At 34.1% G+C, this 23,540-nt stretch carries 19 protein-coding genes, 1 tRNA gene and 1 CRISPR repeat array; of the genes, 12 read left to right on the top strand and 8 right to left on the bottom strand.

Annotated elements, in window-relative coordinates:
* Nucleotides 1–606, bottom strand: coding sequence for a hypothetical protein (locus ACF3OB_RS00760; protein WP_042006975.1), 606 nt, complete (start codon nt 604–606; stop codon nt 1–3).
* A 356-nt stretch (nt 607–962) separates the two neighbouring features.
* Between ACF3OB_RS00760 and ACF3OB_RS00755 the strand changes: the two genes are divergently transcribed.
* Nucleotides 963–1,047 (top strand) — tRNA-Ser (locus tag ACF3OB_RS00755).
* Between the two features lie 550 nt (nt 1,048–1,597).
* A CRISPR array of direct repeats spans nt 1,598–3,151; the repeat unit is 36 nt; unit sequence GTTGTGATTACCCTCCAAAATGAGAGCAGTTCCAAC.
* A 191-nt stretch (nt 3,152–3,342) separates the two neighbouring features.
* On the opposite strand, the gene cas13b is transcribed toward ACF3OB_RS00755, so the two are convergent.
* Together cas13b and csx27 are read right to left on the bottom strand one after the other, a co-directional pair.
* On the bottom strand, nt 3,343–6,918 hold the full coding sequence (cas13b, locus tag ACF3OB_RS00750) for a type VI-B CRISPR-associated RNA-guided ribonuclease Cas13b (RefSeq protein ID WP_392447912.1): 3,576 nt from the start codon (nt 6,916–6,918) through the stop codon (nt 3,343–3,345).
* Nucleotides 6,919–6,926: 8 nt separating this feature from the next.
* Entirely contained in the window at nt 6,927–7,586 is a 660-nt protein-coding gene (csx27, locus tag ACF3OB_RS00745; RefSeq protein ID WP_392447910.1) for a CRISPR-associated protein Csx27, read from the bottom strand.
* 318 nt (nt 7,587–7,904) lie between these two features.
* On the opposite strand from csx27, the gene ACF3OB_RS00740 reads away from it, so the two are divergent.
* The 3 genes from ACF3OB_RS00740 to rlmH all read left to right on the top strand — a co-directional run bounded on the left by ACF3OB_RS00740 (nt 7,905) and on the right by rlmH (nt 10,817).
* The gene (locus tag ACF3OB_RS00740; RefSeq protein WP_392447908.1) at nt 7,905–8,612 is read left to right on the top strand and encodes an AAA family ATPase; all 708 of its coding nucleotides are present in this window, start codon (nt 7,905–7,907) and stop codon (nt 8,610–8,612) included.
* A 112-nt stretch (nt 8,613–8,724) separates the two neighbouring features.
* Nucleotides 8,725–10,131, top strand: coding sequence for a S1C family serine protease (locus tag ACF3OB_RS00735; protein WP_042006971.1), 1,407 nt, complete (start codon nt 8,725–8,727; stop codon nt 10,129–10,131).
* A gap of 212 nt (nt 10,132–10,343) precedes the next feature.
* The gene (gene rlmH, locus ACF3OB_RS00730; protein WP_095894397.1) at nt 10,344–10,817 is read left to right on the top strand and encodes a 23S rRNA (pseudouridine(1915)-N(3))-methyltransferase RlmH; all 474 of its coding nucleotides are present in this window, start codon (nt 10,344–10,346) and stop codon (nt 10,815–10,817) included.
* Nucleotides 10,818–10,998: 181 nt separating this feature from the next.
* Here the strand turns inward: rlmH and ACF3OB_RS00725 are convergent, their stop codons facing one another.
* The 4 genes from ACF3OB_RS00725 to ACF3OB_RS00710 all read right to left on the bottom strand — a co-directional run bounded on the left by ACF3OB_RS00725 (nt 10,999) and on the right by ACF3OB_RS00710 (nt 14,812).
* Nucleotides 10,999–11,895, bottom strand: coding sequence for a DUF6607 family protein (locus ACF3OB_RS00725; RefSeq protein WP_392447905.1), 897 nt, complete (start codon nt 11,893–11,895; stop codon nt 10,999–11,001).
* A 151-nt stretch (nt 11,896–12,046) separates the two neighbouring features.
* Nucleotides 12,047–13,501: a sodium:solute symporter gene (locus ACF3OB_RS00720; RefSeq protein ID WP_042344562.1), complete on the bottom strand. Its 1,455-nt coding sequence runs from the start codon at nt 13,499–13,501 to the stop codon at nt 12,047–12,049.
* A 94-nt stretch (nt 13,502–13,595) separates the two neighbouring features.
* Nucleotides 13,596–14,357, bottom strand: coding sequence for a class I SAM-dependent methyltransferase (locus tag ACF3OB_RS00715; RefSeq protein WP_095894399.1), 762 nt, complete (start codon nt 14,355–14,357; stop codon nt 13,596–13,598).
* Between the two features lie 23 nt (nt 14,358–14,380).
* The gene (locus tag ACF3OB_RS00710) at nt 14,381–14,812 is read right to left on the bottom strand and encodes a cupin domain-containing protein (protein WP_231554065.1); all 432 of its coding nucleotides are present in this window, start codon (nt 14,810–14,812) and stop codon (nt 14,381–14,383) included.
* Nucleotides 14,813–15,036: 224 nt separating this feature from the next.
* Between ACF3OB_RS00710 and ACF3OB_RS00705 the strand changes: the two genes are divergently transcribed.
* Together ACF3OB_RS00705 and ACF3OB_RS00700 are read left to right on the top strand one after the other, a co-directional pair.
* Nucleotides 15,037–15,939 (top strand): NifU family protein, encoded by a 903-nt coding sequence (locus tag ACF3OB_RS00705; RefSeq protein WP_042006965.1) that lies wholly within the window; start codon nt 15,037–15,039, stop codon nt 15,937–15,939.
* Nucleotides 15,940–15,961: 22 nt separating this feature from the next.
* Nucleotides 15,962–16,792 carry a rhomboid family intramembrane serine protease gene (locus ACF3OB_RS00700; protein WP_392447902.1) on the top strand — a complete coding sequence of 277 codons (831 nt, stop codon included), beginning with the start codon at nt 15,962–15,964 and terminating at the stop codon, nt 16,790–16,792.
* On the opposite strand, the gene ACF3OB_RS00695 is transcribed toward ACF3OB_RS00700, so the two are convergent.
* Nucleotides 16,789–17,205, bottom strand: a complete 417-nt coding sequence (locus ACF3OB_RS00695; RefSeq protein ID WP_095912642.1) for a thioesterase family protein — start codon at nt 17,203–17,205, stop codon at nt 16,789–16,791. The genes ACF3OB_RS00700 and ACF3OB_RS00695 overlap by 4 nt on opposite strands.
* Before the next feature lie 182 nt (nt 17,206–17,387).
* Between ACF3OB_RS00695 and dnaA the strand changes: the two genes are divergently transcribed.
* From dnaA to ACF3OB_RS00665, 6 genes are all read left to right on the top strand, one after another.
* On the top strand, nt 17,388–18,806 hold the full coding sequence (dnaA, locus tag ACF3OB_RS00690) for a chromosomal replication initiator protein DnaA (protein WP_042006962.1): 1,419 nt from the start codon (nt 17,388–17,390) through the stop codon (nt 18,804–18,806).
* A 55-nt stretch (nt 18,807–18,861) separates the two neighbouring features.
* Complete coding sequence (locus ACF3OB_RS00685) at nt 18,862–19,329, top strand: low molecular weight protein-tyrosine-phosphatase (RefSeq protein ID WP_095911568.1); 468 nt, start codon at nt 18,862–18,864, stop codon at nt 19,327–19,329.
* On the top strand, nt 19,329–20,039 hold the full coding sequence (locus ACF3OB_RS00680; protein ID WP_392447901.1) for an SAM-dependent methyltransferase: 711 nt from the start codon (nt 19,329–19,331) through the stop codon (nt 20,037–20,039). Before ACF3OB_RS00685 ends, ACF3OB_RS00680 begins: the two co-directional genes overlap by 1 nt.
* A 152-nt stretch (nt 20,040–20,191) precedes the next feature.
* Nucleotides 20,192–20,845 (top strand): phosphatidylserine decarboxylase family protein, encoded by a 654-nt coding sequence (locus ACF3OB_RS00675; RefSeq protein WP_042006957.1) that lies wholly within the window; start codon nt 20,192–20,194, stop codon nt 20,843–20,845.
* Nucleotides 20,846–20,903: 58 nt separating this feature from the next.
* A complete protein-coding gene (locus tag ACF3OB_RS00670) occupies nt 20,904–21,623 on the top strand; it encodes a YebC/PmpR family DNA-binding transcriptional regulator (protein ID WP_042006955.1) in 720 nt (239 codons plus the stop codon).
* A 240-nt stretch (nt 21,624–21,863) separates the two neighbouring features.
* The gene (locus ACF3OB_RS00665; protein WP_392447898.1) at nt 21,864–23,387 is read left to right on the top strand and encodes a catalase; all 1,524 of its coding nucleotides are present in this window, start codon (nt 21,864–21,866) and stop codon (nt 23,385–23,387) included.
* Nucleotides 23,388–23,540 lie beyond the last annotated feature (153 nt).

The raw sequence follows: 23,540 nt of genomic DNA, 5'->3' as shown, positions 1-23,540 counted from the left end.
TTATCTGTGTTTGTTAATTTCGTCCTGTAACTGACGACGTACTTTTTGCTCTCTTTCGATTGCCGATTTTCTGTAATTTTCGTATTCCTCTTGTAAATCGTTTAAATCTTGCATTGATTTTTTGGCTATGACATTGCTATTGGAGTAGCGGTAGATATAAAAAACAAGCATAGCTATCAACAATAAAACAATGCTCCACATAATCAGTGAATATGTAGATTTTGGTAGTAAAATACCCAGAAGACTAACACTATCTTTTTCATTACGTGTCTCTTCAAGTGTATTTTCTAATGAAAGAATATTGTTATTCAATTTCTTTATTTCATTTTCGTGGGCATCGACAACCTGCTGTTGAGCTTTAATTTTTGATTTTACGCTTTCCAAACTATCCATCACGTTGCGTTGATAAACAGTTAGGCTACCTTTGTCGATAACTTTATAATTTTGCCACGAATTAGACTGAGAAATTAGATTTTCAAATTGGCTGTTAAGCGTATTCTCTTTTTTCTGATTTTTTGTGTTTTGGATGCGCGTTCCTTCCTGTGCATTAACAATTGGACAAGTAAAAAGTATTGTGAATGCTCCAATTAATAATTGTTTTTTCATTTTTTGTAACTATTCCTTTTTAGGAAACAAATATAGATAGATAATTGCACAAAATAAAAAAATATTCAAAAAAATATAATTTTTACCATAAAATAATTTTTATATGGGCGAGTTAGATAAATGTTCTCAGATTTATTTTATTGAAAATAAATGTATTAATGTTTTTTTACTTCTGTAGTTTTATAAAATCAAAAATAGTAAAATGTTTTGCTTCAAAAAAAATATTTATAAGTAACTTAAAATGAATAGCATATAAAATATTTTCAAAAAAAATAAAAAAAATAAGCTATAAAATTTGCAGGAATAAAAAAAAGTCGTACTTTTGCAACCGCATAAGTGAGGTAACAAGTGCAATTGGAGAGATGGCAGAGCGGTCGAATGCGGCGGTCTTGAAAACCGTTGAGGGTAACACCTCCGGGGGTTCGAATCCCTCTCTCTCCGCAGTAAGAAGTGTAAATCGAGTAACTACTTGGTTTACACTTTTTTTATGTTCAAAAATATCGCATGATTTTTTTATTCCATCTTCATACTCTTCATATTTTTTCGCAGATTTATTGCTTTGAATTTTTACATTGATTCATAATTGAGATTTTATATAAGAAAAAATTAATTTATATGTTTATTTAAAATGTTGATATTTAGTTGATTATCAGTTAAAAATAGTTGTTAATTTTCAAAGCTGTTATCCTAATAAATGTAACTCAAAAACATAATTTTGCAACACTTTTAACTCAAAAACAAAAAGATACAAAACCTCCCAATGAAGTACATCGGGAGGTTTTTGCATTCATGAGTTCCTTTAGAAAAACGAACGAAAATTTTACGAATAACATGAGAGTAACAGTGGCTATTGGCTGTTAGCTATTAGCTTATGATTGTGATTACCCTCCAAATACTCTGTATTCATGAGTTCTTTTGAAAAACAATAAAAACTCACGAATAAAATGAGAGCAGTTCCAACTTTTACGCTCATCTACAACGATGGTTCTACGTTGTGATTACCCTCCAACATGAGAGCAGTTCCAACGTAATTGCCGATGAATTCAAACACAAAGATGTTGTGATTACCCTCCAACATGAGAGCAGTTCCAACAAGATAGATTATTCACTAATAGCCTATGGAGTTGTGATTACCCTCCAAAATGAGAGCAGTTCCAACTAGCGTTAATTTGTAACGGAAAAAGCATTCGTTGTGATTACCCTCCAAAATGAGAGCAGTTCCAACAACTCAATCAAGCAACCGAAGAACTCGAAAGTTGTGATTACCCTCCAAAATGAGAGCAGTTCCAACCTTTCCGAATAGTTTACATTTCCCTTTCCCGTTGTGATTACCCTCCAACATGAGAGCAGTTCCAACGTAGGAACGATGTTTCTCGACGAAATTACCGTTGTGATTACCCTCCAAAATGAGAGCAGTTCCAACCCTACCAAAACAGGTTCGTGTTGCATATGAGTTGTGATTACCCTCCAAAATGAGAGCAGTTCCAACCCCAACAAAAACTTGCGCACGCTTTAGTTCGTTGTGATTACCCTCCAAAATGAGAGCAGTTCCAACTCATCAACGTTGTAAGAGTACATAGATATGGTTGTGATTACCCTCCAAAATGAGAGCAGTTCCAACTTTATTATTATTCTTAACACTTTTATTAGTGTTGTGATTACCCTCCAAAATGAGAGCAGTTCCAACCTTTAAATCTTATTATTGATGATAAAAAATGTTGTGATTACCCTCCAAAATGAGAGCAGTTCCAACCCTTTATTCATAGCCCACTCGACAGCTTGAGTTGTGATTACCCTCCAAAATGAGAGCAGTTCCAACCCAAAATGGTAAGAATTTGTATTAACGAAAGTTGTGATTACCCTCCAAAATGAGAGCAGTTCCAACTCGGTGGACACTCACATGGTCATCACCATTGTTGTGATTACCCTCCAAAATGAGAGCAGTTCCAACAAAAATATAAAAAACATGAAAAAGATAAAGGTTGTGATTACCCTCCAAAATGAGAGCAGTTCCAACATCTGAAGGAGCGAAATTTCTTATAAAATTGTTGTGATTACCCTCCAAAATGAGAGCAGTTCCAACAAGTCCAAAATCTCTGTATTCGAACATATTGTTGTGATTACCCTCCAAAATGAGAGCAGTTCCAACGCATTTTCACATCGCATCAACGCTCGTAATGTTGTGATTACCCTCCAAAATGAGAGCAGTTCCAACATTTCATTAGGTCGGGCGAATGAGTAAAATGTTGTGATTACCCTCCAAAATGAGAGCAGTTCCAACCTTAACACAGAAATCAATAATTGTTCACGGTTGTGATTACCCTCCAAAATGAGAGCAGTTCCAACAACCCAATATTCTAACTTGAATTCCTGAGCGTTGTGATTACCCTCCAAAATGAGAGCAGTTCCAACAGCTTCCCCTACCAGCTGACGTAGAAGCTGAGTTGTGATTACCCTCCAAAATGAGAGCAGTTCCAACGATTTTAATGTTAATTTTTAATAGAAAATAGTTGTGATTACCCTCCAAAATGAGAGCAGTTCCAACATCAAGCATGAGTGCATATCCCTCATTAAAGTTGTGATTACCCCTCCAAAATGAGAGCAGTTCCAACCCATCAATCGTGATGTAGTCTGGAAATCAAGTTGTGATTACCCTCCAAAATGAGAGCAGTTCCAACCTCAATGCCAAAAAATGAGTGTATAAAACTGTCTATCAGGAGTGTAATATCATATATTTTACTTCATCAGTGCTTCTTTTTCCCTTTTAAATACTTCTACAAAGTACTCGGCATAGGTTTTTCCTTTTGCTATCTTGCCACATTCTTCTTGGCAATAGTCCCAAAATTCTTTTTTAGGCAATTGGTTGTGTGCAAATTTATTACGAATATAGGTTAAAACAAAGGCTTTTTGTTCTAAATCGGTTGCTTCTTGTTTTAGTTGGTTAATGTCCACATCTTCAGGTTTAGTATCTAAGTTGAATACCTTATAACCATCCACATTTTCATTTTTAAATTGCTTTAAAAGTCCGTTGAGAATGTAGTATTTGAAATTTTGATTATCCCCTTTTTTTAATATTTCCTTATCTTTTACCTTTTCCAAAATATATTCCTCTATAAGATGGACTTCCTTCAGCAGTTCTTCTCTTCTTACTTTTTCATATTGTTCTATTTCTCTTTCCACCACATACGGATAGTTTTCTTCTTCCTTACTCTCTTTGATTAGAAATGCCTGCCATTCTATATTTTCCTCATATGTTAAGAAAGCTTGAACCCTTTGGTCGTATTCATATTTTATGAAATTACCCACATTTTTCAGCTTTACATTTTCTACCGTAATTTTTCCGTCACACAAGTTTAAATTAACGGTTTTGTTCCAAATATAGTTGGTATTTCGCTCACCCGTTTGCTTGGCTTTCTCCTGATTTTCTAAGCGTTCCTCCCGAGACTGATACAAGTCTTCTAACGAAAACCGGTCAATGCTATCCTGTTTGAATACCGATTTGAAAATATGTTTTGCCATCAAAAGTGTAAACACATCGTTTTTCTTTTGTTGGTAGATTTTGGTTTTTCGTTTTCGGTCTGCTTGTTTTTTTTCCAACTTTACAAGCGGATATTGTTTCACATTATAAAATGTCTGAAAATTCTGATATTCCTTGTAATACCTAAACCAATCGGCAAAATGAGCTTCATTTCCTTTAAAAGTTTCTCCTTTAATTATCGTAGGTTTTTCATCCATAAAACCTCGCTCTAAAAAGATAGGATACCCCAATACGGACTGAACCTGAGCGTCTAAGCCTTTGTGAATATAATTTTGTTTTTTTAAGAAATTAAAACATTTTTCTATTACTTTTGAACTATCATTTTCATTTTTACAATGTTGAAATTCTCGTAATAACATTTTAATACACTCCAATCGTACAACCAAATAATGCGTGTAGAATTGATTCAAATATTTTTGTTGAAAATGTCCCTCCAACTCAAAAGGAAAATGCTCAAATACTTCTTTTGGCAAAAGATTTTTCAATTCCTCTTTGCTTTGTTCGTAATATGCTAAATACTTTTGCAGCAAGCTATGATGATGCCCACGCCATTGCTCTTTAAACTCCTTTGGCATAAAGCGTTTGATATCATTTGCCAACCAAACTGCTACTTTTCCTTTTTCAGAGGGATAAAGTTCGTGTTTTCGTTTGGATTTTTTGTTTTTTTTGTCTTTTTCTCTCTGTTGCTGTTCATTTTTTAATTTTTGTAAAATCTTTTGCTCCTGCTTCAAATCTTTTATCAATTTCTCTTTATCAATAGCAGTAGAATCATCGTCTTGATAAGGTTTTAATATCTTGGCATTGATATCTTTATCTATGATTTGCTGAATTTGAGTTTGAATTTTTCCTACGATTTTCTCTTCTAACTCTTTTCCAATTTCCTTTCTTAATTCTTTTTCACCTTTCTTTTCTAACTTTTCTTTCTTTTTCTCCCATTTATCGAAAAACTCATACAGAATGGAATGAATGTCATTCATACTCAGATAAGCCGTGGGTTGCCCACCGAAAACAATAATTTCTTCTTGATTATTTCCATTGATTGGAACTATTTCTTCTATAATGTTCTGAATAGACGACTTGTTGGCTTTTCTTTGCTTGAGCTGATTGGCTTTTACGGCTTTATCTACTTCTGAAATGTATTTTTGGTTAAGCAAATTCACTTTTATCCCTATCTTCCCTGCGACAGGCTGTTTCTCTCTATCCAAAATACTACCCGCGATAGGAAAATCTTTATCATTAACAGAAATATTTTCCTTAGGAAAATCATAATTGGGGTTAGGAAAAATTTCCCAATAGTGTTCTCTATCTTCATTGGTTTCGGTGTTTTTTATAAACAATGCTTTTTTATGTTCCAATTCCGAAAGCCTTCCGAAAACGGTGATTTTTTCTTTTATTCTTCGGTCGGAAATCAGATGTTCTTTAGGGAGAGAATCGTGAAGATAATTCCCTAGGTGCACCTGAAAACGAAGTGTAGGAAACTGAGCAAACTCATCTAAAAAACGAATGGCAAAATAATTGAATTTATCTTCGTAACGCTTGCGAATCACTGGATGAATTACCTGTTCTTCTTCCATTGTTCCTACATCGCCATTGTTTTCTTTTAGGTATTCGTTCCAATCTTCGATGAAAGTTTTTTGCAACTCTTCGCTCAAATTCTGATAGACCACATCGGGTACTTTGCTCAATTCATCGAGCATCTGCATCATTAGAGTTTCTTTGGCATAAACGGAAAGCTGTTCAGCATTTTCTGCCTCACCATAGTTGATTTCAGCCGTTCTCACTTTTCGTTTTAATTTTTTGTAAGCCAAATGCGAGAAAATTTCGTGCGTAGCCATAAAACAAATACTGTTTTTTCTATGGCTCACCGTTGCTTCAGATACCGTTGCTTCATCGATAACCGTAGCCTTAAACCCTGCTATTTTCGATTTGAATGCGTGTATTTCTTGTTTGGTGAGAAACAAAGAAAGCAGGAAGACTACTCCGTTTTTCGAAATTGGAATTTTCAAATCGCCTTCTTCTTGCTGAGGGTAGCTTTCGGTATTGTATTTTGTTTTACTTGATTCTTTTAGGCTATCTTTTTTCTTATCGATATAAACATCAAAAGCGTCATTATAAATCGCTGCTATTAAATCATCCCTTTTATCACTGTATTTGAATGGAGCTACCAATTTTTTCTCTCCTCTTTCTCTTTGATTTCTACGCTTCTCCTCTATTTTTCTTGCTGTGTCTCTTAGATATTCTAATTTCTTTTGGCATAAAATATCCAATTGTTTTTCTATGCTTTTCTTCAGAATTTCTTTTGTTTTATCGGTTTTTATTTTTTTCTTTTTCACCGTTAAAACCGTGCTTTTCAGCATCTCATCCAATACGCCAAATATTTCATCTGTAATTTCTACCTCTCCGTGTTCCTTATGCGTATAAAAGTTTCTTAAATCTCTTACGGCTTTTATAATGCCTTTAAAATTCTTTTTAAAATTTTCTTTTCGTTCTTTTATAGGAACTTCTTTTTTATCCAAAAGACGAGCCATAGGGAAATAATCCGAAAGCAATTTCACATACCTTTCGTATTCCACTAATGAAATATTTTCCTTAAAGATAGCATCAAAAAAATTCTCCGAAGTGTACTCTTTACCTTTTAATCTTTTTCCCAATTCTCTAAATACACTATCTATATTTTCCATTGCTGCATTGAGATAACCCGCAAAATACGGTTTATCCTCTGGCTTAAAAGGGTTGTAATAAATGTTATTCCCTAAAGATGTTTTGTTTTCCATAGTTTATTTTATTTTTTATGGTGTGTTAATTCCGCATAATAAAGTCCGAAGATTCTGTCTGTCATTTTTACCCGAAACCACTGGGCTATAACCGATGATAATCCGCCTATAACCAAAGTTCCTATAATAATTGTAATGATTTTGCCACTCAGCGTACAATCTTTCATAAAAAAGGATATCAACAAAAAGATAACACTCACGGGAAGTACAAATAACGAAAGCGTTACGATGTTCCGAAACAAGAAATAAATACTCTGAAAATTTTTTGCTTGGGATATTTTACCTTGTGCTTCCAAGTAGTAATAACCACTTTCAAAAACATTTAACTTAGATACTTCATCAATAGAGTTAATGTTATGAATCTTAGAATATTCTTCTTTAAGGTTAGTGAATATTTGTTTTATATAAGCATTATTCTCTATTTCGTTAATGGGTTTATATGCCAATTTCTTATACCACTTTCTCTTTATCAGCCGAAATGTTATGATATGAATCAAGCATCCTATAAATAGGGCAATGGCAAAAAACAACAGACCGTCGCTAAGGTTTCCTGCTGTAATGAGTGGGGCTTTCCCAAAAACATATTCCGCTGAAAAATTTATCAGCTCAATCATAATGACTCCCGGAACTACAAAAGAGAGCAATTCGTAAATAGATAATCTGTCCATAAATTATAAAGTTTTAGACTACAAATTTAAGTTAATTATTTCAATAAAAGGCGGTGTTCACAGTGTTTTTTTCAACTTTTGAGGTCTGAAAAAAAACAATGACCTTATATTATTTAGAGTATCTCACTCATTTTTTTTCGAAATAGACAAGAAATTTGAATTTTAAGGTATACACTTTTTATTTGCAACATTTAATCTAAATACGAAAAAAAACGCGTGAAGTCGTTTTATGTGCAAAATTACGACAGACATTTTTTTGTTTGCTATGAACTTTAGAAAAATAGATGTAAATTTGTCAGCGATTGTAATTTAAAAGAAATGGTAACAAGCGATTTTATAATCCATGATAGGGAATCAATTCCCTTCGAGGATATTTTTCTGTCCGATGAAAATAAAACGGCATTGCAACAACTTATCAAAGAACACGAACATATTGCCGAATTAATGAAATATGGCCTACAAGCTGATAACAAAATTTTATTTTATGGAGCTTCTGGTTGTGGAAAAACAACCACCGCAAAATCAATCGCTAATCGGTTGGGAAAATCTATTTTCATATTGAATTTGAGTAATTTAGTAAATTCTCGTATTGGAGAAACTTCAAAAAATTTAAAAGCAGTTTTTGATAAAGCTCAACGCGAAAAGGCTGTTTTATTTTTAGATGAATTTGACCAAATCGGTAAAACTCGTACTGACGACGAACGAGATGTGGGTGAAATGCGTCGTTTAGTGAATACGATTATCCAATTATTTGATTATTTTCCAAAAGAAGGTGTGTTAATTTGTGCTACTAACCATATTGATTTTATTGATTTTGCTCTTCTACGGCGTTTTCAATTGAAATTAGATTATGAAATGCCGTCAAGAGAGCGTTTAGATGCCTATTATGATAAAATTTTAGCTGATTTTCCCGAAAAATTTACAAATATCGACCGGAAATATGATATTTCCTACGCTGAAGTAAGGGATTATATTCATACACAAATGAAAAAAGCAATTATTTATTCATTAGAAAATTCGTATTGATTTTCTTAAAATGACCTTAGTCTATCCGTGCTTTTTGGCATAATTATTGCACAATATGAAATGACTTTGTTAAAAATATAATATTAAAATAATTGATTAAAATTTAAACCGTATGAAGAATTATGCAAGTATTGTATCGGCTGCTTTTTTAGGCGGTATACTATCGTTAGGGGGGTATAAGTTGTTTCTTGACAAAACAGATTCCGTTGCACAGCCCGTGCTAACTGAAAAACCAAATTTTGTACAAACCAATAACCATGTTGGCGGAACTCGTTTTGAATTGAATGAAAACAGTTTTGTTGAGGCAGCAAATAAAACTGTCAATAGTGTGGTACACATCAAAAATGTAGCTACTAAACAAGGTGGAGGAAATTCCGTTTTTGATTTATTTTATGGTGGAGGAAGCCAAACTCAAGTTGGAACAGGCTCAGGAGTAATTATCACTCCCGATGGGTATATCGTGACCAACAACCATGTCATAGCTGATGCTACTACTTTGGAAGTTACCCTCAACAACAACAAAACTTACACGGCTAAGTTGATAGGCACTGATGTTTCATCAGATATAGCACTGCTTAAAATTGAAGCCGAAGAACAACTGCCCTTTTTAACCTTTGCTGATTCTGATAACACTCAAATAGGGGAGTGGGTGTTAGCTGTAGGGAATCCTTTTAATTTGAACTCAACCGTAACAGCAGGGATTATCAGTGCTAAAGCACGTAATATTAGTGAACGAAGTAATGATAAAGTAGAATCGTTTATTCAAACTGATGCTGTTGTAAATCGAGGTAACAGCGGAGGTGCTTTGGTAAATCTAAAAGGTGATTTAATAGGCATAAATACAGCTATTACTTCAACAACAGGTACTTATATGGGATATTCGTTTGCTGTTCCGAGTAATATAGCCAAAAAGGTGATTGAAGATTTGATTGAATACGGCAACGTACAACGCGGTGTATTGGGGGTTCGAGGAACCGAATTGAACTCTATCAATGCAGAAAGATTAGGCATAAAACAAACCGAAGGTTTCTATGTGGATTCAGTAGATGAGGAATCAGGAGCAGGGGCTGCAGGTATTAAAAAAGGAGATATAATCAAGCAAATTGATAATGTTCGTATTCACAAGTACTCCGACTTGAGTGGTTATATTGCTTCTAAGCGTCCAGGTGATCAGCTTAAAGTGATATACGACCGAGAAGGAAAAGAACGTAATACGACAGTTAACTTAAAGAAAAATACTACTTATGTGGTTAACACTTTGGGCTTGGAGGTTAAAAACCTTTCCGAAGTTGACCAAAAGAAATTTAAAACCAAAACAGGAGTTAAAGTTACGGGAGCTTCCCAATTTTATGAATATAACAATGTTTCGGTGGTTGGAAAGGTGTTAGTTGCAGTAAATTCAAAACCTATTAAAGACATTGATGAATTGAAAAATATCGTAGCAAGTCTTTCATCAAGAAACCGAAATTCATTGGAGTTAATCAATGAAAAAGGAGAAAGAGAACGACTTTTCTTCTAAAAAGAATAATCTTTTTTATGAGACTATCCAAAGGGATTGAAGTTTTTATCGGTATCCCATAAAACAATTTTCTTGGATAGTCTCATTTATTTTCAAATTGTACTCCAACTTGGAACTCAGAATTTTTTATTGAAGCCTATTGTAGTCGGTAAAAAATAAAAATTAGGGGAGCCGTTGCTTTTCTTTAATATATATATTCTAAAAAGTAAGAAATGAATATCAAACTAATTACAATAGGGAAAACCGATAATTCAAATTTGCAACAACTTATTTCAGATTATGAAAAACGATTGTTGCACTACATAAATTTTGAATTGGTAACCATTCCCGACCTTAAGAATAGTAAATCGTTGAGTGAAGAACAGCAAAAAACGAAAGAAGGAGAGTTGATTTTGAAGCAATTAGAGCTTTCGCACGAACTAATCCTTTTAGATGAAAGAGGAAAAGAATATACTTCTGTTGGTTTTTCAGAATACATTCAAAAAAAATTGAATACAGGCATCAAACAGCTTACGTTTGTGATTGGAGGACCTTATGGATTTTCTCAAGAGGTGTATGCACGAGCCAATGGAATGCTTTCTTTGTCGAAATTGACGTTTTCGCATCAGATGATTCGATTATTTTTTGTTGAGCAAGTTTATCGAGCATTTACTATTCTCAAGAATGAACCTTATCATCATAGATAGTCGCCTTTTTCGATAAATTGGAAGATAACTTGGATAGAGGTTAATTGTTTGATTTTAAAGCAAAAATTAAACACACAAAACAGAATTCTTCACATAGTCTCTCTCTCTGTTAAAAAAGTCGGATAAAGATGCATTTAAAGTGAGTGAATTCGTTTTGTGTGTTTTTCTTAAAAATTATTTCTTAGAGGACAAATTTTTGAATGATTTCGTCTATTTTTTCTTTGGTTTTGTAATTTTCTTCGTCGAAAAGATACTCAAAAAGGGTTTTTCCGTCTACTTTTGTTTCAAAACGTAGTGTTGCGTTTTTAGCATATATTTCATTCCATTTTGCTCGTACTAATCCCCATTTTTCGTGGTGTTTTTGCCAAAAATCTTTAGCAGCTTTACATTTTTCATCATCTACTTTCTTGTAGGTATTATATCCTTTCTCTTGGGCAATTACTAAATCATCTTTTCCATCACGTCGGAGAATTTTATCATTGTCTTGTTCATGTAACCAACCATAATTGGTGATTTCATGTCGATTTCTTCGGAACATCACATTGTAATCGCTTCTCACTTCTTCTTCGCGACGAGGTAGAGGAGAAACAACCTCACTTTCCCAAAAACTTTTTCCGTCAACGTGTACCCATGTAGCTGTTTGTTCGTAACGAGGACTATCGTCTACTTGGAACACTTTTTGTGTCCATTGACCTTTTACGTCACTTTTCGGTTTTTGTGAAAAAAGCCACTCATCTCCAACTTCATAGGTGTAAAAATTTCTGTTTTGATATTCCCAATCTTGTCTCCAATGTTTGATGATACGTTCGTTACCTTTCTTTCCAACAATTAATAAATGCTGTAATACAATTTTATCCTTTTTGTCTTCAACAGCTTCTACCCATTCCAATGCTTTTGAACGGCTGGGCTTTGATGGAACATAGGTGGAATCAGCTCCATATCGAAAAGTTTCAGCATATCGAAAAGTTACCTCATAGCAACCACACATGTTTTTTATGGCAGCAATGTCTTTTTTGTTTTGTGCATATCCATTGATAAATAGACTGAGTGTTAAAATTAAAATGTTTACTTTTTTCATTTTATTTATGTTTAGATTAATTCTCGGCAAAGATATAAAAGTTTATTAAGAATTAAAATAAATAAAGATATTTTTAATTTTCTAAAAGAAGCATCTCAAATCTACTAAGGTTTCGGATAATCTTCTTTGATTGTGTTATTTAGCAATTAAATTAATTCCTTTTGTGTAATAACAATAGTCCGAAAAAAGTTAAAATTCCATTAACAGCAATGCTTACAAAACCGAAATCAAACTTGAAATGATTTTTTAAGTAAATACTTAAAGCATAAGTAAGTAGGGGAGAGGCTATACATACCAGCCATACCCATTTGTCATGGATTTTCATATTTGTAAACATTCCGAAGATAAACAAGCCTAATAAAGGTCCATAGGTGTATCCAGCAATGTTGAAAATCAGAGAGATAACGTCTCCCTTACTTTGAGAAAATATCATTATGATACAAAAAATAACAATCGAAAAACCGAACAAAGCTAAATTTTTGTAACGTTTTTTCTGTTGAGATGTTTTTTTCGACATATCCAAAAAATCATACGTAAAGGATGTCGTCAATGCCGTTAATGCTGAATCAATACTTGAGAAAGATGCTGCAATGATGCCCAATAAAAAACACATTCCTGCGACAATACCCAAATAATTTAAAGCCAGATTAGGGAACAAATTGTCGGTATTTAATACCAAACCCTTAGGGTCAATTTCCAATATAATTCCCATGTTTTCAGCATAGATATACAATAAAACTCCTAAGCATAAAAACAAAATTTGTGTACCTGCCAACACAAGACTATAAGTGAGCATATTTTTCTGAGCATCCCAAATATTTCTGCAAGTTAGTGTTTTTTGCATCATATTTTGATCTAATCCAATCATAGCCACCGATACAAAAAAACCTGCAATAAACTGTTTGAAAAAATTATTCCCAGATTTAGTGTCCCAATTGAAAAAGTCAAAATATTTATGGTTGTAAATCTGCTGTGCAGTTTCAGAAAAAGACATATCTAGCGTATCCGAGATTCCTATTCCAATGGCTACAATACTTATAATCAGGAAAAAAGTTTGTAATGTGTCTGTCCAAACGATAGTTTTTATCCCCGATTTAAAGGTATAAAGCCAAACAAAAACAATGATGATAATTACTGTTAAGTAAAAAGGAATACCAATTCTGTCAAAAAATGCTAATTGGAGTATTTTAGTAGCCAACATCAATCGTAATGCAGCACCAAACGATTGTGAAACCAAGAAAATAAGCGACCCCGATTTGTAAGAAACTTTACCAAAACGTTCTTTCAAATAACCGTAAATAGACACCAATTGCAAGCGGTAGTACAAGGGAGTTAGTACAAATGCGATGAACATATATCCTACTACATTTCCCATCACAAATTGAGAAAAATACAGATGATTATTAGCCACAGATCCAGGCAATGATACAAAGGTAACTCCCGATAAAGCACTACCTACCATTCCGAAAGCCACTAAAAACCAAGCGGATTTGCGATCACCCGTAAAAAAGGTTTCATCACCTGTTTTGCGTGATGTGAAATAAGAGATAGAGATCAGTATACCGAAATACAGTAGAATTACAAATAGAATCAATTGTACGTTCATATAAAAAAATCATTTTTGAAGAAAAAGAGGATAAAAATGAGTTATGTTCATCTTTATCCTCAGCAAAAGTACATTTTTTTAGAAAACTAAAAAATTATTTTTTTTCAGCTACAATCGCTACTGCGTTTAGATTATTTTCATACGTGCGGAATACTTTTCGCATCGCTCGAATGCGTTTCCGTGCATCGGGATTGGTAAGAATATTAAATCCTATTTTTAGAGTTCTGAAAAAACCTTCATCTTGGATCATACGTTTTTTTTCAAGTAGATGCATTGGATTTGTTTCCACTTTTATTATTTTAAAACCTTCGCTTTCAATTATGTCACTCCATTCACTCACTGTCAAAGGTCGTGCATTAACCCTTATAACTTGAGCGAGTTCCCGTTGAATGGTAGCTTTAGCCTCTGGGTCAATATCATTGGGTGTCAATCCAAGCTCATGAACGGCATATAGCCCTCTTGGTTTTAAAATGCGATGTGCCTCACGGATGATTTCCCTTTTGCGGTGATCGGCTTGCATCGTTAGCATAGCTTCACCATACACCTTATTGGCTACTTGCTCAGGTAATTCGGTTTCGGCAGCATTTTTGTTGATGATTTGCACATTTTTTTTCGCAAATTTTTTCCGTAACTTTTCAGCGGCTTCTTCATCAAGTTCTATACCTATGTAATTTTCCGGATTTTTTGCTAATGTTATTTCCGCAGTTAATCCCAATCCTGGAGCAAATTCCACTACCACATCATCATTGTTAACAACCAAGTTATCAATCATTTTAAGGGTAAGTTCTTTTCCTCCTGGTCGTAATACTTTTTTCCCCATTTTGGCTAAAAGCCAGTGTCCTTGTTGTTTGTTCATTACTTATTAATAATCGGTTATAATTATTTCTTAGACTTTTCAATCTCTTGAGTTTCATATTTAGAAAGAGACAGACGAACAACACTGTTTTCAAGAGCTTTTAGCTCATGTACGATAGTGGCTTTGAGTGTAATGAAATCACCTTTGTTTAGTTGGTAAATAGTTTCTCCTACTTCGAAATTAATTTTTCCTTCAAGAACCTGTACTACGATGGCACGAGGAGCTTTGTGGCGTTTCATTATTTGCCCCTCTTTGAAGGTTATCCGAACTTCTTTAGTGAACTCAGTTTCTAAAATAACCTCCACATTAGGTTTGTCGTCCTTGTAGGTGACGTCTTTCAACATTGAAGCTGTCATCACATCAGTAATAACATTTTCTTCTTTTTCAATAATTTGTTTCATCTGAGCTTGTAAACCAAGCGGTAATAAAACGAGCAATAATGGATATTTTCGCATAATATATTTATTTAGTCTTAATAGTTTAATACTGCAAATGTAGTCAAAATAAATTAATAAAAGAATTTTTAGTCTTTTATTTTTCAAATTAATTTTGTCTGTATGTTTTATAGTGTTGAAAATCAGCATTTTTAATAAAGAGTTTTTTAATGGATGAATAAATTGTATTCATAAATTTTTAAAACATCACAAAATTGGATAGCTTTGCCAAAAAAAATAGAACAATGAGTGAAGTGACAATATCCATACAACCAACCAGTAATCCGGAAATTATTAAACTGGAAGCATCAAAAATTTTGGTCAAAGGTAGCTACGAATTTAATAACATTGATGAGGCTAAAAATTCACCTTTAGCACAACAGCTTTTCTATCTGCCTTTTATCAAGACAGTATATATTTCCAGTAATTTTATTGCTTTGAAACGCTATCCGATTGTAGAATGGGCGGATGTTCAAGAAGAGTTGGCTGAACAGATTTCGGTATATATAAATTCCGGTAATGAGTTGATTACTACAGAACAGCCACTAAAAAAATTACCTATAACGGTTTATGCAGAGAGTACACCCAACCCCACGGTAATGAAGTTTGTGGTTAATAAACAAATTGTACCTGTGGTTTTGGAATACAAGAATGTAACGCAAACACAAAATGCGCCATTAGCAAAGGCATTGTTTGATTTTCCTTTTGTTAAAGAAGTTTTTTTTGATGAAAATTACATTTCAATAACCAAGGATGAATCGGTAAAATGGTTTGAAATCACTATGGAATTACGCGAGTTTATTCGTACCTACTTGGCAGATGGAAATAAAGTTGTTTTAGATAAAGAGACTAAAAAAGAACAAGTTACGAATGAAAAACAAATAGAAAAATCACCATTAGTAACAGACATTACTTCGCAAAAAATCGTAGCCTTATTGGATGAATATGTAAAACCTGCCGTAGCATCCGATGGGGGAAACATTCAATTTGTGTCGTACAATAAAGAAACTCATCAGGTCGAGGTGATTTTACAAGGAGCCTGTAGCGGTTGTCCATCTTCAACAATGACTTTAAAAAATGGCATTGAGAATTTGTTGCAAGATCAATTGCAAAACTCTGAAATTCGAGTGATAGCTATTAACGGATAAAACCTTTCAAAATCATCATAAATTGAATATCAATCGTAAAATAAAAAGCTTAAATACGGCAGAGCAGATAGCTATTGTCAACATTTTGTTATTCATTGTTGGATATTCGGTAGTTTCTTTAGGTTTAATTTCGCAAGAACAACTCAATCAATGGGTAGGTATGCCTCAAAAGTGGGATGTTTTTCTAACAAAACCTTGGACTATTTTTACGTATGCCTTCTTCCATGCACGTTGGCAACATCTGTTTTGGAATATGCTTTTTTTGTATTTGGTAGGGCAAATATTTTTTAATTTATTCAATAATAAGCAATTTCTAAAGGTTTATCTTTCGGGAATATTTTTCGGAGGAATCTGTTTTTTATCAGTATATTTTTTGCCTTCTGTTTTTTTTGAAAATTCTATCCTTTTAGGTGCGTCGGGAGCTATTATAGCAATGCTCTTTTTTGTTTGTGTTATGGCTCCTACCTATGTGGTCAATGTTTTTTTCTCCATTCGTATGCGTTTGTGGTATGTCGCGTTGCTTTTATTAGCTTTTGACATAATTCAATTTGCTTCCGATCCTGGCGGAAAAATTGTTCACATAGGTGGAGCTTTTATAGGATGTTTTTTAGCTTTATTAGGTAAATATCCATTGCAACTGAAACGAAACAATTATAAAAAATTAACAAAAAAACAAATTTCCTCAAAAGCTATAAAGCCCTCAGAATCACGATCGAAATTGAGTGAATCTCAAAAGATAAAACAACATAAGGTTAATGTTATCTTAGAGAAAATTAGCTCCAGTGGCTATACAAGTTTAACTGAGGAAGAGAAAAAATTTCTATTTGAAGCCAGTAAGGAAATGAATCTTTAAGATTTCATTTTCTGCTGTATTGCAGCTAAAATCCTTTGAGGACAGCGTACTGGTCGCCACGTGTTTACATCTACGAAAACTAAAGTAGTATTTGCTGTAGATATTACCTCGCCTTTTTCGTTAATTATCTGATAATCAAATGTTATTTTTGAACTTGGAAGTTCTTTTAGTTGAGTTCTGATGGTAATGAGTTCGTCGTAAAATGCTGGTTTTTTGTAGTCTATATGCAAAGAAACCACAGGTAACATCACGCCTTCTTTTTCCATTTCTTTGTACGAAATTCCCAGTGAGCGCAACCATTCCACCCGCCCAAGTTCTAAGTATTGAGGATAATTACCATAGTAAATAACTCCCATTTGGTCAGTTTCACCATAGCGGGTTCTCAGTACATAATCGAAGTGCAAATTTTCCATAGAATTGAAAAGTATATAATTAACAAGTATTAACATTTAACTCTTGCGAAAAAAAAATGAGAAAAACAATAGTAAAATGATTTTTTTTATTCATTTTTTATTCACAACTTTGCTGTCTCAATTCACAGAGATACTACTACATCTGTTTTTGAAGTTCCAAATATAACCTTTTTTATTTAATAATGAAAGATTTAGCCGAAAAAGCGTGGGGGAGATGTCTTGATTTCATCAGAGACAATATTGAAGAGCAACCATTTAACACTTGGTTCGCTCCCATTGTGCCTATTAGTTTGGAAAATAATTCTTTAAAAATAGGTGTTCCTACTAAATTTTTCTATGAGTACTTAGAGCAAAATTATATTTCTCTTTTGAAGTCTGCCATGACTTTTTCTCTCGGAGAAAAAGCCCGTTTGACTTATGTAATCAACTCTCTAACCAGAGAACAATTGCCGAGTACTAACCGTCCAGAATTAGCAAGGCAATCACTTACTTTACCTATCCAAAATAAAGATCCTGAACTTCGAAATCCGTTTGTAATTCCGGGTATTCGCGAAATTACTATAGACCCACAGCTCAATTTGAACCAAAATTTTGATAATTTTGTTGAGGGAAATTCGAACCGATTGGCACGTTCAGCTGGGATGGCAGTAGCCAATAAGCCTGGAGGAACGGCGTTTAATCCACTGTTTATTTTTGGTGGAGTAGGGTTGGGAAAAACACATTTAGCACACGCTATTGGGGTGGATATCAAGGAAAAACATCCTAAAAAGAAAGTGCTTTATGTGTCAGCAGAAAAATTTACGCAACAGTTCGTAAACGCTACCATGTCAAAAGATAAGGACAAAACATCACTTAATGATTTCATTCATTTCTATCAACTCATTGATGTGTTGATTGTCGATGATGTTCAGTTTTTATCATCTAAATTAAAGACACAAGATGCGTTTTTCCACATATTCAATCATTTACAACAAAACAATAAGCAAATTATTTTGACATCGGACAAAGCTCCAGTTGACATGCAGGATATTGAACAACGTTTATTGTCGCGTTTCAAATGGGGGCTGTCTGCTGAGTTACAAACTCCAGACTATGAGACTCGCTATAAAATTTTAAAAAATAAATTCTACACGGACGGTGCAGAAGTAGAAGATGAAATTATTTCATATCTAGCTGAAAATGTTAGAACTAATGTGCGAGAATTGGAAGGTGTAAGTAATTCACTTATTGCTCAAGCAGCCTTTAATCGCAAGGAATTTTCGATTGAATTAGCACAAAGCATCATCGAACGCTCCATACGAAATCACCGAAAGGAAATTACCATCGACCACATACAACAAATCGTTTCCGATTATTTTAATGTGGGTTTGGAGGAATTGCAGTCAAAAACTCGTAAACGAAACGTAGTACAAGCACGTCAGTTGGCGATGTTTTTCGCAAAAAAATATACAAAAAATTCATTGACAGCTATCGGTTCACAAATTGGGCAACGTGACCATGCAACCGTATTGCATGCTTGTAAAACGGTTGAAAATCTAACGGAAACAGACCGTGAATTCAAGCGATATGTTGAAGAATTAACCTCAAAATTTTCAAACTAATTCATTGATATTGAATTAGTTTTTTCTTTTTATATATTATTATTATCCTAAGGAAATGAAAACAAGAATATTAATGGTATGCTTAGGCAACATTTGTCGTTCTCCGTTGGCGGAGGGAGTTTTACGAGCTAAGTTGGATCCTGCAAAATTTGAAGTGGATTCGGCAGGAACATCAAACTACCATGTTGGGGATGCTCCTGATTCTCGTTCGATAGAAGTAGCTCGAAAAAATGGTATTGACATTGCAAATCTCAAAGGACGACAATTCAAAAAAACAGATTTTGAAGACTTTGACTATATTTTTGTAATGGATAGAAGTAATTATACAAATGTGTGTAACATAGCTGAAAATGAGAAACATAAAGAAAAAGTGTCATTTTTATTAGATGTGTTAGATTCCATGAAAAAGAAAGAAGTCCCTGATCCTTACTATGGAGATAAAAATGGATTTAGAACTGTTTTTACGATGATTGACGAGGCTTGTGAGGTGATTGCTGAAAAGTTAAATTCAAAGCATCCGTAATGAGTAACTTAGGAAACGTTTATCTCATTCCTAATTTGTTGGGAGATAGCTTAATAGGTAATGTATTACCTCCGATGATAACAAATATAGTTAAGGAGTTGACTCATTTTATTGTAGAAAATGAAAAATCGGCTCGTAAATTTATCAAACAAATTACACCTGAGAAGCCACAGCAGGAATTGGTGCTGTTTACCATTGATAAGCATACCTTCGAAAATGATATTTATTCTTTTATAAATCCTTGTATGTCAGGTTTTTCTGTTGGTGTTATTTCCGAAGCTGGTTGCCCAGGTATTGCTGATCCTGGTGCTGAGATTGTGAAATTAGCACACCAAAAGAACATACGAGTGATTCCTTTGGTAGGTCCATCATCGATTTTATTAGCCATGATGTCAAGCGGTTTGAATGGGCAAAATTTTGCATTTAATGGTTATCTGCCCATAGAAAAATCTGAACGAAGACGAACAATCAAGGCATTGGAACGAAAAGTTAAGGAATATAAACAAACACAAATTTTTATTGAAACTCCTTATCGGAATGATAAAATGTTATCCGATTTGGTAGAAACTTTGCAAAATGATACGATGTTGTGCATAGCAACTGAAATCACATTACCGACCGAATATATCAAAACACAGACCGTTACGAAATGGAAAAAGATGAATATTTCTTTGCAAAAACGTCCGACAATCTTCATCATAGGAAGTTAGAAATTGTTTGAATCTTAATAAATTCGTTATTATATAGTGATTAAATATACATTAGTTTTCATTTTTATTTATATATTTGCCATATCAAAATACGGATTTATTTTTTTTGCGGATAATCAATTCAAATTTTTAATAATCAACACATTATAAATATGTTTCACAGAGAAGGTTTTAAAATTATTTTAGGAACATTTATAGTAACTGCAGGAATCGCTTTACTGGCACATTATTTCGTAGATATTTTTTGGTTACAGAAACTCATTCAAGGTATTGCACTTATTTTTTTGATTTTGGTATTACAATTTTTTAGAAATCCAAAGCGAAATACGCAAAGAAATGAAAATCACATCATCGCTCCCGTTGATGGAAAAGTGGTAGTTATTGAAAAAGTATTCGAAAAAGAATATTTCAAAGATGAACGTTTACAAGTATCAATTTTTATGTCGCCAATAAATGTGCATGTAACTCGCTATGCTATAGGCGGAGAGGTTGTATTTAGCAAATACCATCCTGGAAAATATTTAGTTGCTTGGCATCCGAAGGCATCCGAAGAAAACGAAAGAACAACCGTTGTTGTTGAAAATCATACTTTTGGGAAAATATTATATCGTCAAATTGCAGGAGCTTTGGCGAAGCGTATTGTAAACTATGCTAAAGAGGGCGATATAGCTATTCAAGGAGCTGATGCTGGATTTATTAAATTCGGTTCACGTGTGGATTTATATCTACCGTTAGATACTCAAATCAATGTCCAATTGGGACAAACAGTTAAAGGCGGTATTGATATTGTGGCAAAAAAAGATTAATTTTAATAACATATTTATATTTAAAATATAAACATAAAGTAAAGAATATCAATTATTTATGGGAAGAGCATTTGAATTCAGAAAAGCTAGAAAATTTAAGCGTTGGGCAGCAATGGCAAAAACTTTCACACGCATAGGTAAGGACATCGTAATGGCTGTGAAAGAAGGAGGGCCTCATCCTGAGTCTAACTCTCGGTTAAGAGCCGTAATCCAGAATGCCAAAGCAGCAAATATGCCGAAAGAAAACGTGGAACGTGCCATCAAAAAAGCTTCTGAAAAAGATACTGCAAACTATAAAGAAGTTATTTTTGAGGGGTACGCACCTCATGGAATCGCTATTCTAATTGAAACTGCCACAGATAATAATAACCGAACAGTGGCAAACATCCGAAGTTATTTCAATAAATGTAATGGAGCTTTAGGAACATCTGGCTCTGTAGAGTTTATGTTTGACCATACTTGTAATTTCCGAATCAATGCTGAAGGCTTAGATGTAGAAGAACTTGAACTTGAGATGATTGATTTCGGAGCTGAGGAAGTTTTTCAAGATGAAGATGGGATTCATATTTATGCTCCTTTTGAGAGTTTCGGGGCTATTCAAAAAGAGTTGGAAGGACGTGGTATTGAGATTCTATCCTCAGGTTTTGAACGTATTCCGCAGGTAACCAAAGAACTCAGTCCTGAGGAACAAGCTGATGTGGAAAAACTTCTTGAAAAAATTGAAGAAGATGAAGACGTTCAAAATGTTTACCACACTATGAAAGAAGCAGAATCATAATCTCCGCATAATAGAAAATAGTAAAAAGACTGTATGGAAAGATTCCGTACAGTCTTATTTTTTGCATAAATCTTTATCTTAGAAGTTGAATAGATTATAATGTGAATATCACATGATTCTTCTCATTATCAATAGTTATAAATTTTACTTATGACAATATAAAAAATATCGCAAAAGCTATTGCTTTTTGCATGTTTTATAATTATACCTTTGCATTATAAACAGTAAAAACTAATAAAGATGAACAATAAACTGACAACTACAACGGGAGCTCCCGTAGCGAATAATCAAGACACAATGACTGCGGGTAAAAGAGGACCAGCTCTTTTGCAAGACATCTGGTTTTTAGAAAAATTGGCTCATTTTGACCGCCAAGTAATTCCTGAGCGTGTAATGCACGCCAAAGGTTCAGGAGCTTACGGAACTTTTAGAGTAACTCACGACATTACCAAGTACACAAAAGCATCTATTTTTGCTGAAATCGGGAAAGAAACGCCAATGTTCGTACGTTTTTCTACCGTTGCTGGAGAGCGTGGAGCGGCTGATGCTGAGCGTGATATCCGCGGTTTTGCAATGAAATTCTACACTGATGAAGGAAACTGGGATTTGGTAGGGAATAACACACCTGTATTCTTCTTCCGTGACCCTTTGAAATTCCCTGACTTAAATCACGCCGTAAAACGTGACCCACGTACCAATATGCGTTCTGCTGACAATAACTGGGATTTCTGGACGCTTCTTCCTGAGGCTCTTCACCAAGTAACTATCGTGATGAGTGACCGTGGTATTCCAAAATCATACAGAACAATGCACGGATTTGGTAGTCACACATTTTCTTTCATCAATAAAGAAGGTGTACGTCATTGGGTGAAATTCCACTTAATTTCACAACAAGGCATCGAAAATCTAACCGATGAAGAAGCTGCTAAATTAGTGGGAATGGACAGAGAGTCGCATCAAAAAGATTTGTACGAAGCCATCGAAAATGGCAACTTCCCGAAATGGAAAATGTTCGTACAAATTATGACCGAAGAACAAGCTCGTAATTTGGACTATAATCCGTTCGATTTGACCAAAGTTTGGTACAAAAAAGATTTCCCTTTAATCCCTGTTGGAGAATTTGAACTTAACAGAAACCCTGAAAATTACTTTGCCGAAGTAGAGCAATCTGCTTTCAGCCCTGCTAATGTGGTTCCTGGAATTGGTTTCTCTCCTGATAGAATGTTGCAAGGTCGCTTGTTCTCTTATGGAGACTCACATCGCTATCGTTTGGGAGTAAATCATAACCAAATTCCAGTAAACGCTCCTAAATGTCCTGTACACGGATATCACAGAGATGGAGCTATGCGAGTAGACGGAAACTATGGTTCTACCAAACATTACGAGCCGAATAGCTTTGGTGTGTGGCAAGAACAAAAAGAGTTCCAAGAACCTGCATTGAGAATTGATGGAGATGCGTACAATTACGATTTCCGTGAAGATGACGATGATTACTTCACACAACCACGCAAATTATTCCAATTGATGAATGATGAACAGAAAAAAGCCTTATTTGAAAATACGGCAAGAGCCATCGGCCCTGCTCAAAAATTCATTCAAATAAGACACATTCGAAATTGCTATCACGCTGACCCAGCTTACGCAAAAGGAGTAGCTGATGCACTTGGTCTTACAATGGAAGAAGTATTGAAATACGAACATCCAGCATTGAATTTAGGTCCTGTGGCTCATAAGAAAATGGAATGCCCTTTCGGACATAAATAAAATTAAGAAAGTAAAGAAAGAAGGAGATTGTCCAAAAAAGGCAGTCTCCTTTTCTTATTTATTATTATACCGACAATTTTAGGTAATGTACTGAAAAATAGTTGGTGTTTTTTTACAAATTAATTATTATATTACGCTTGTTAGTCCGAAGAG

The sequence above is a fragment of the Capnocytophaga canis genome (assembly GCF_043187445.1).
Taxonomy (GTDB): domain Bacteria; phylum Bacteroidota; class Bacteroidia; order Flavobacteriales; family Flavobacteriaceae; genus Capnocytophaga; species Capnocytophaga canis.
Note: the sequence above shows the minus strand (reverse complement) of the source record. Positions and strands in the feature narration are given on the sequence as shown.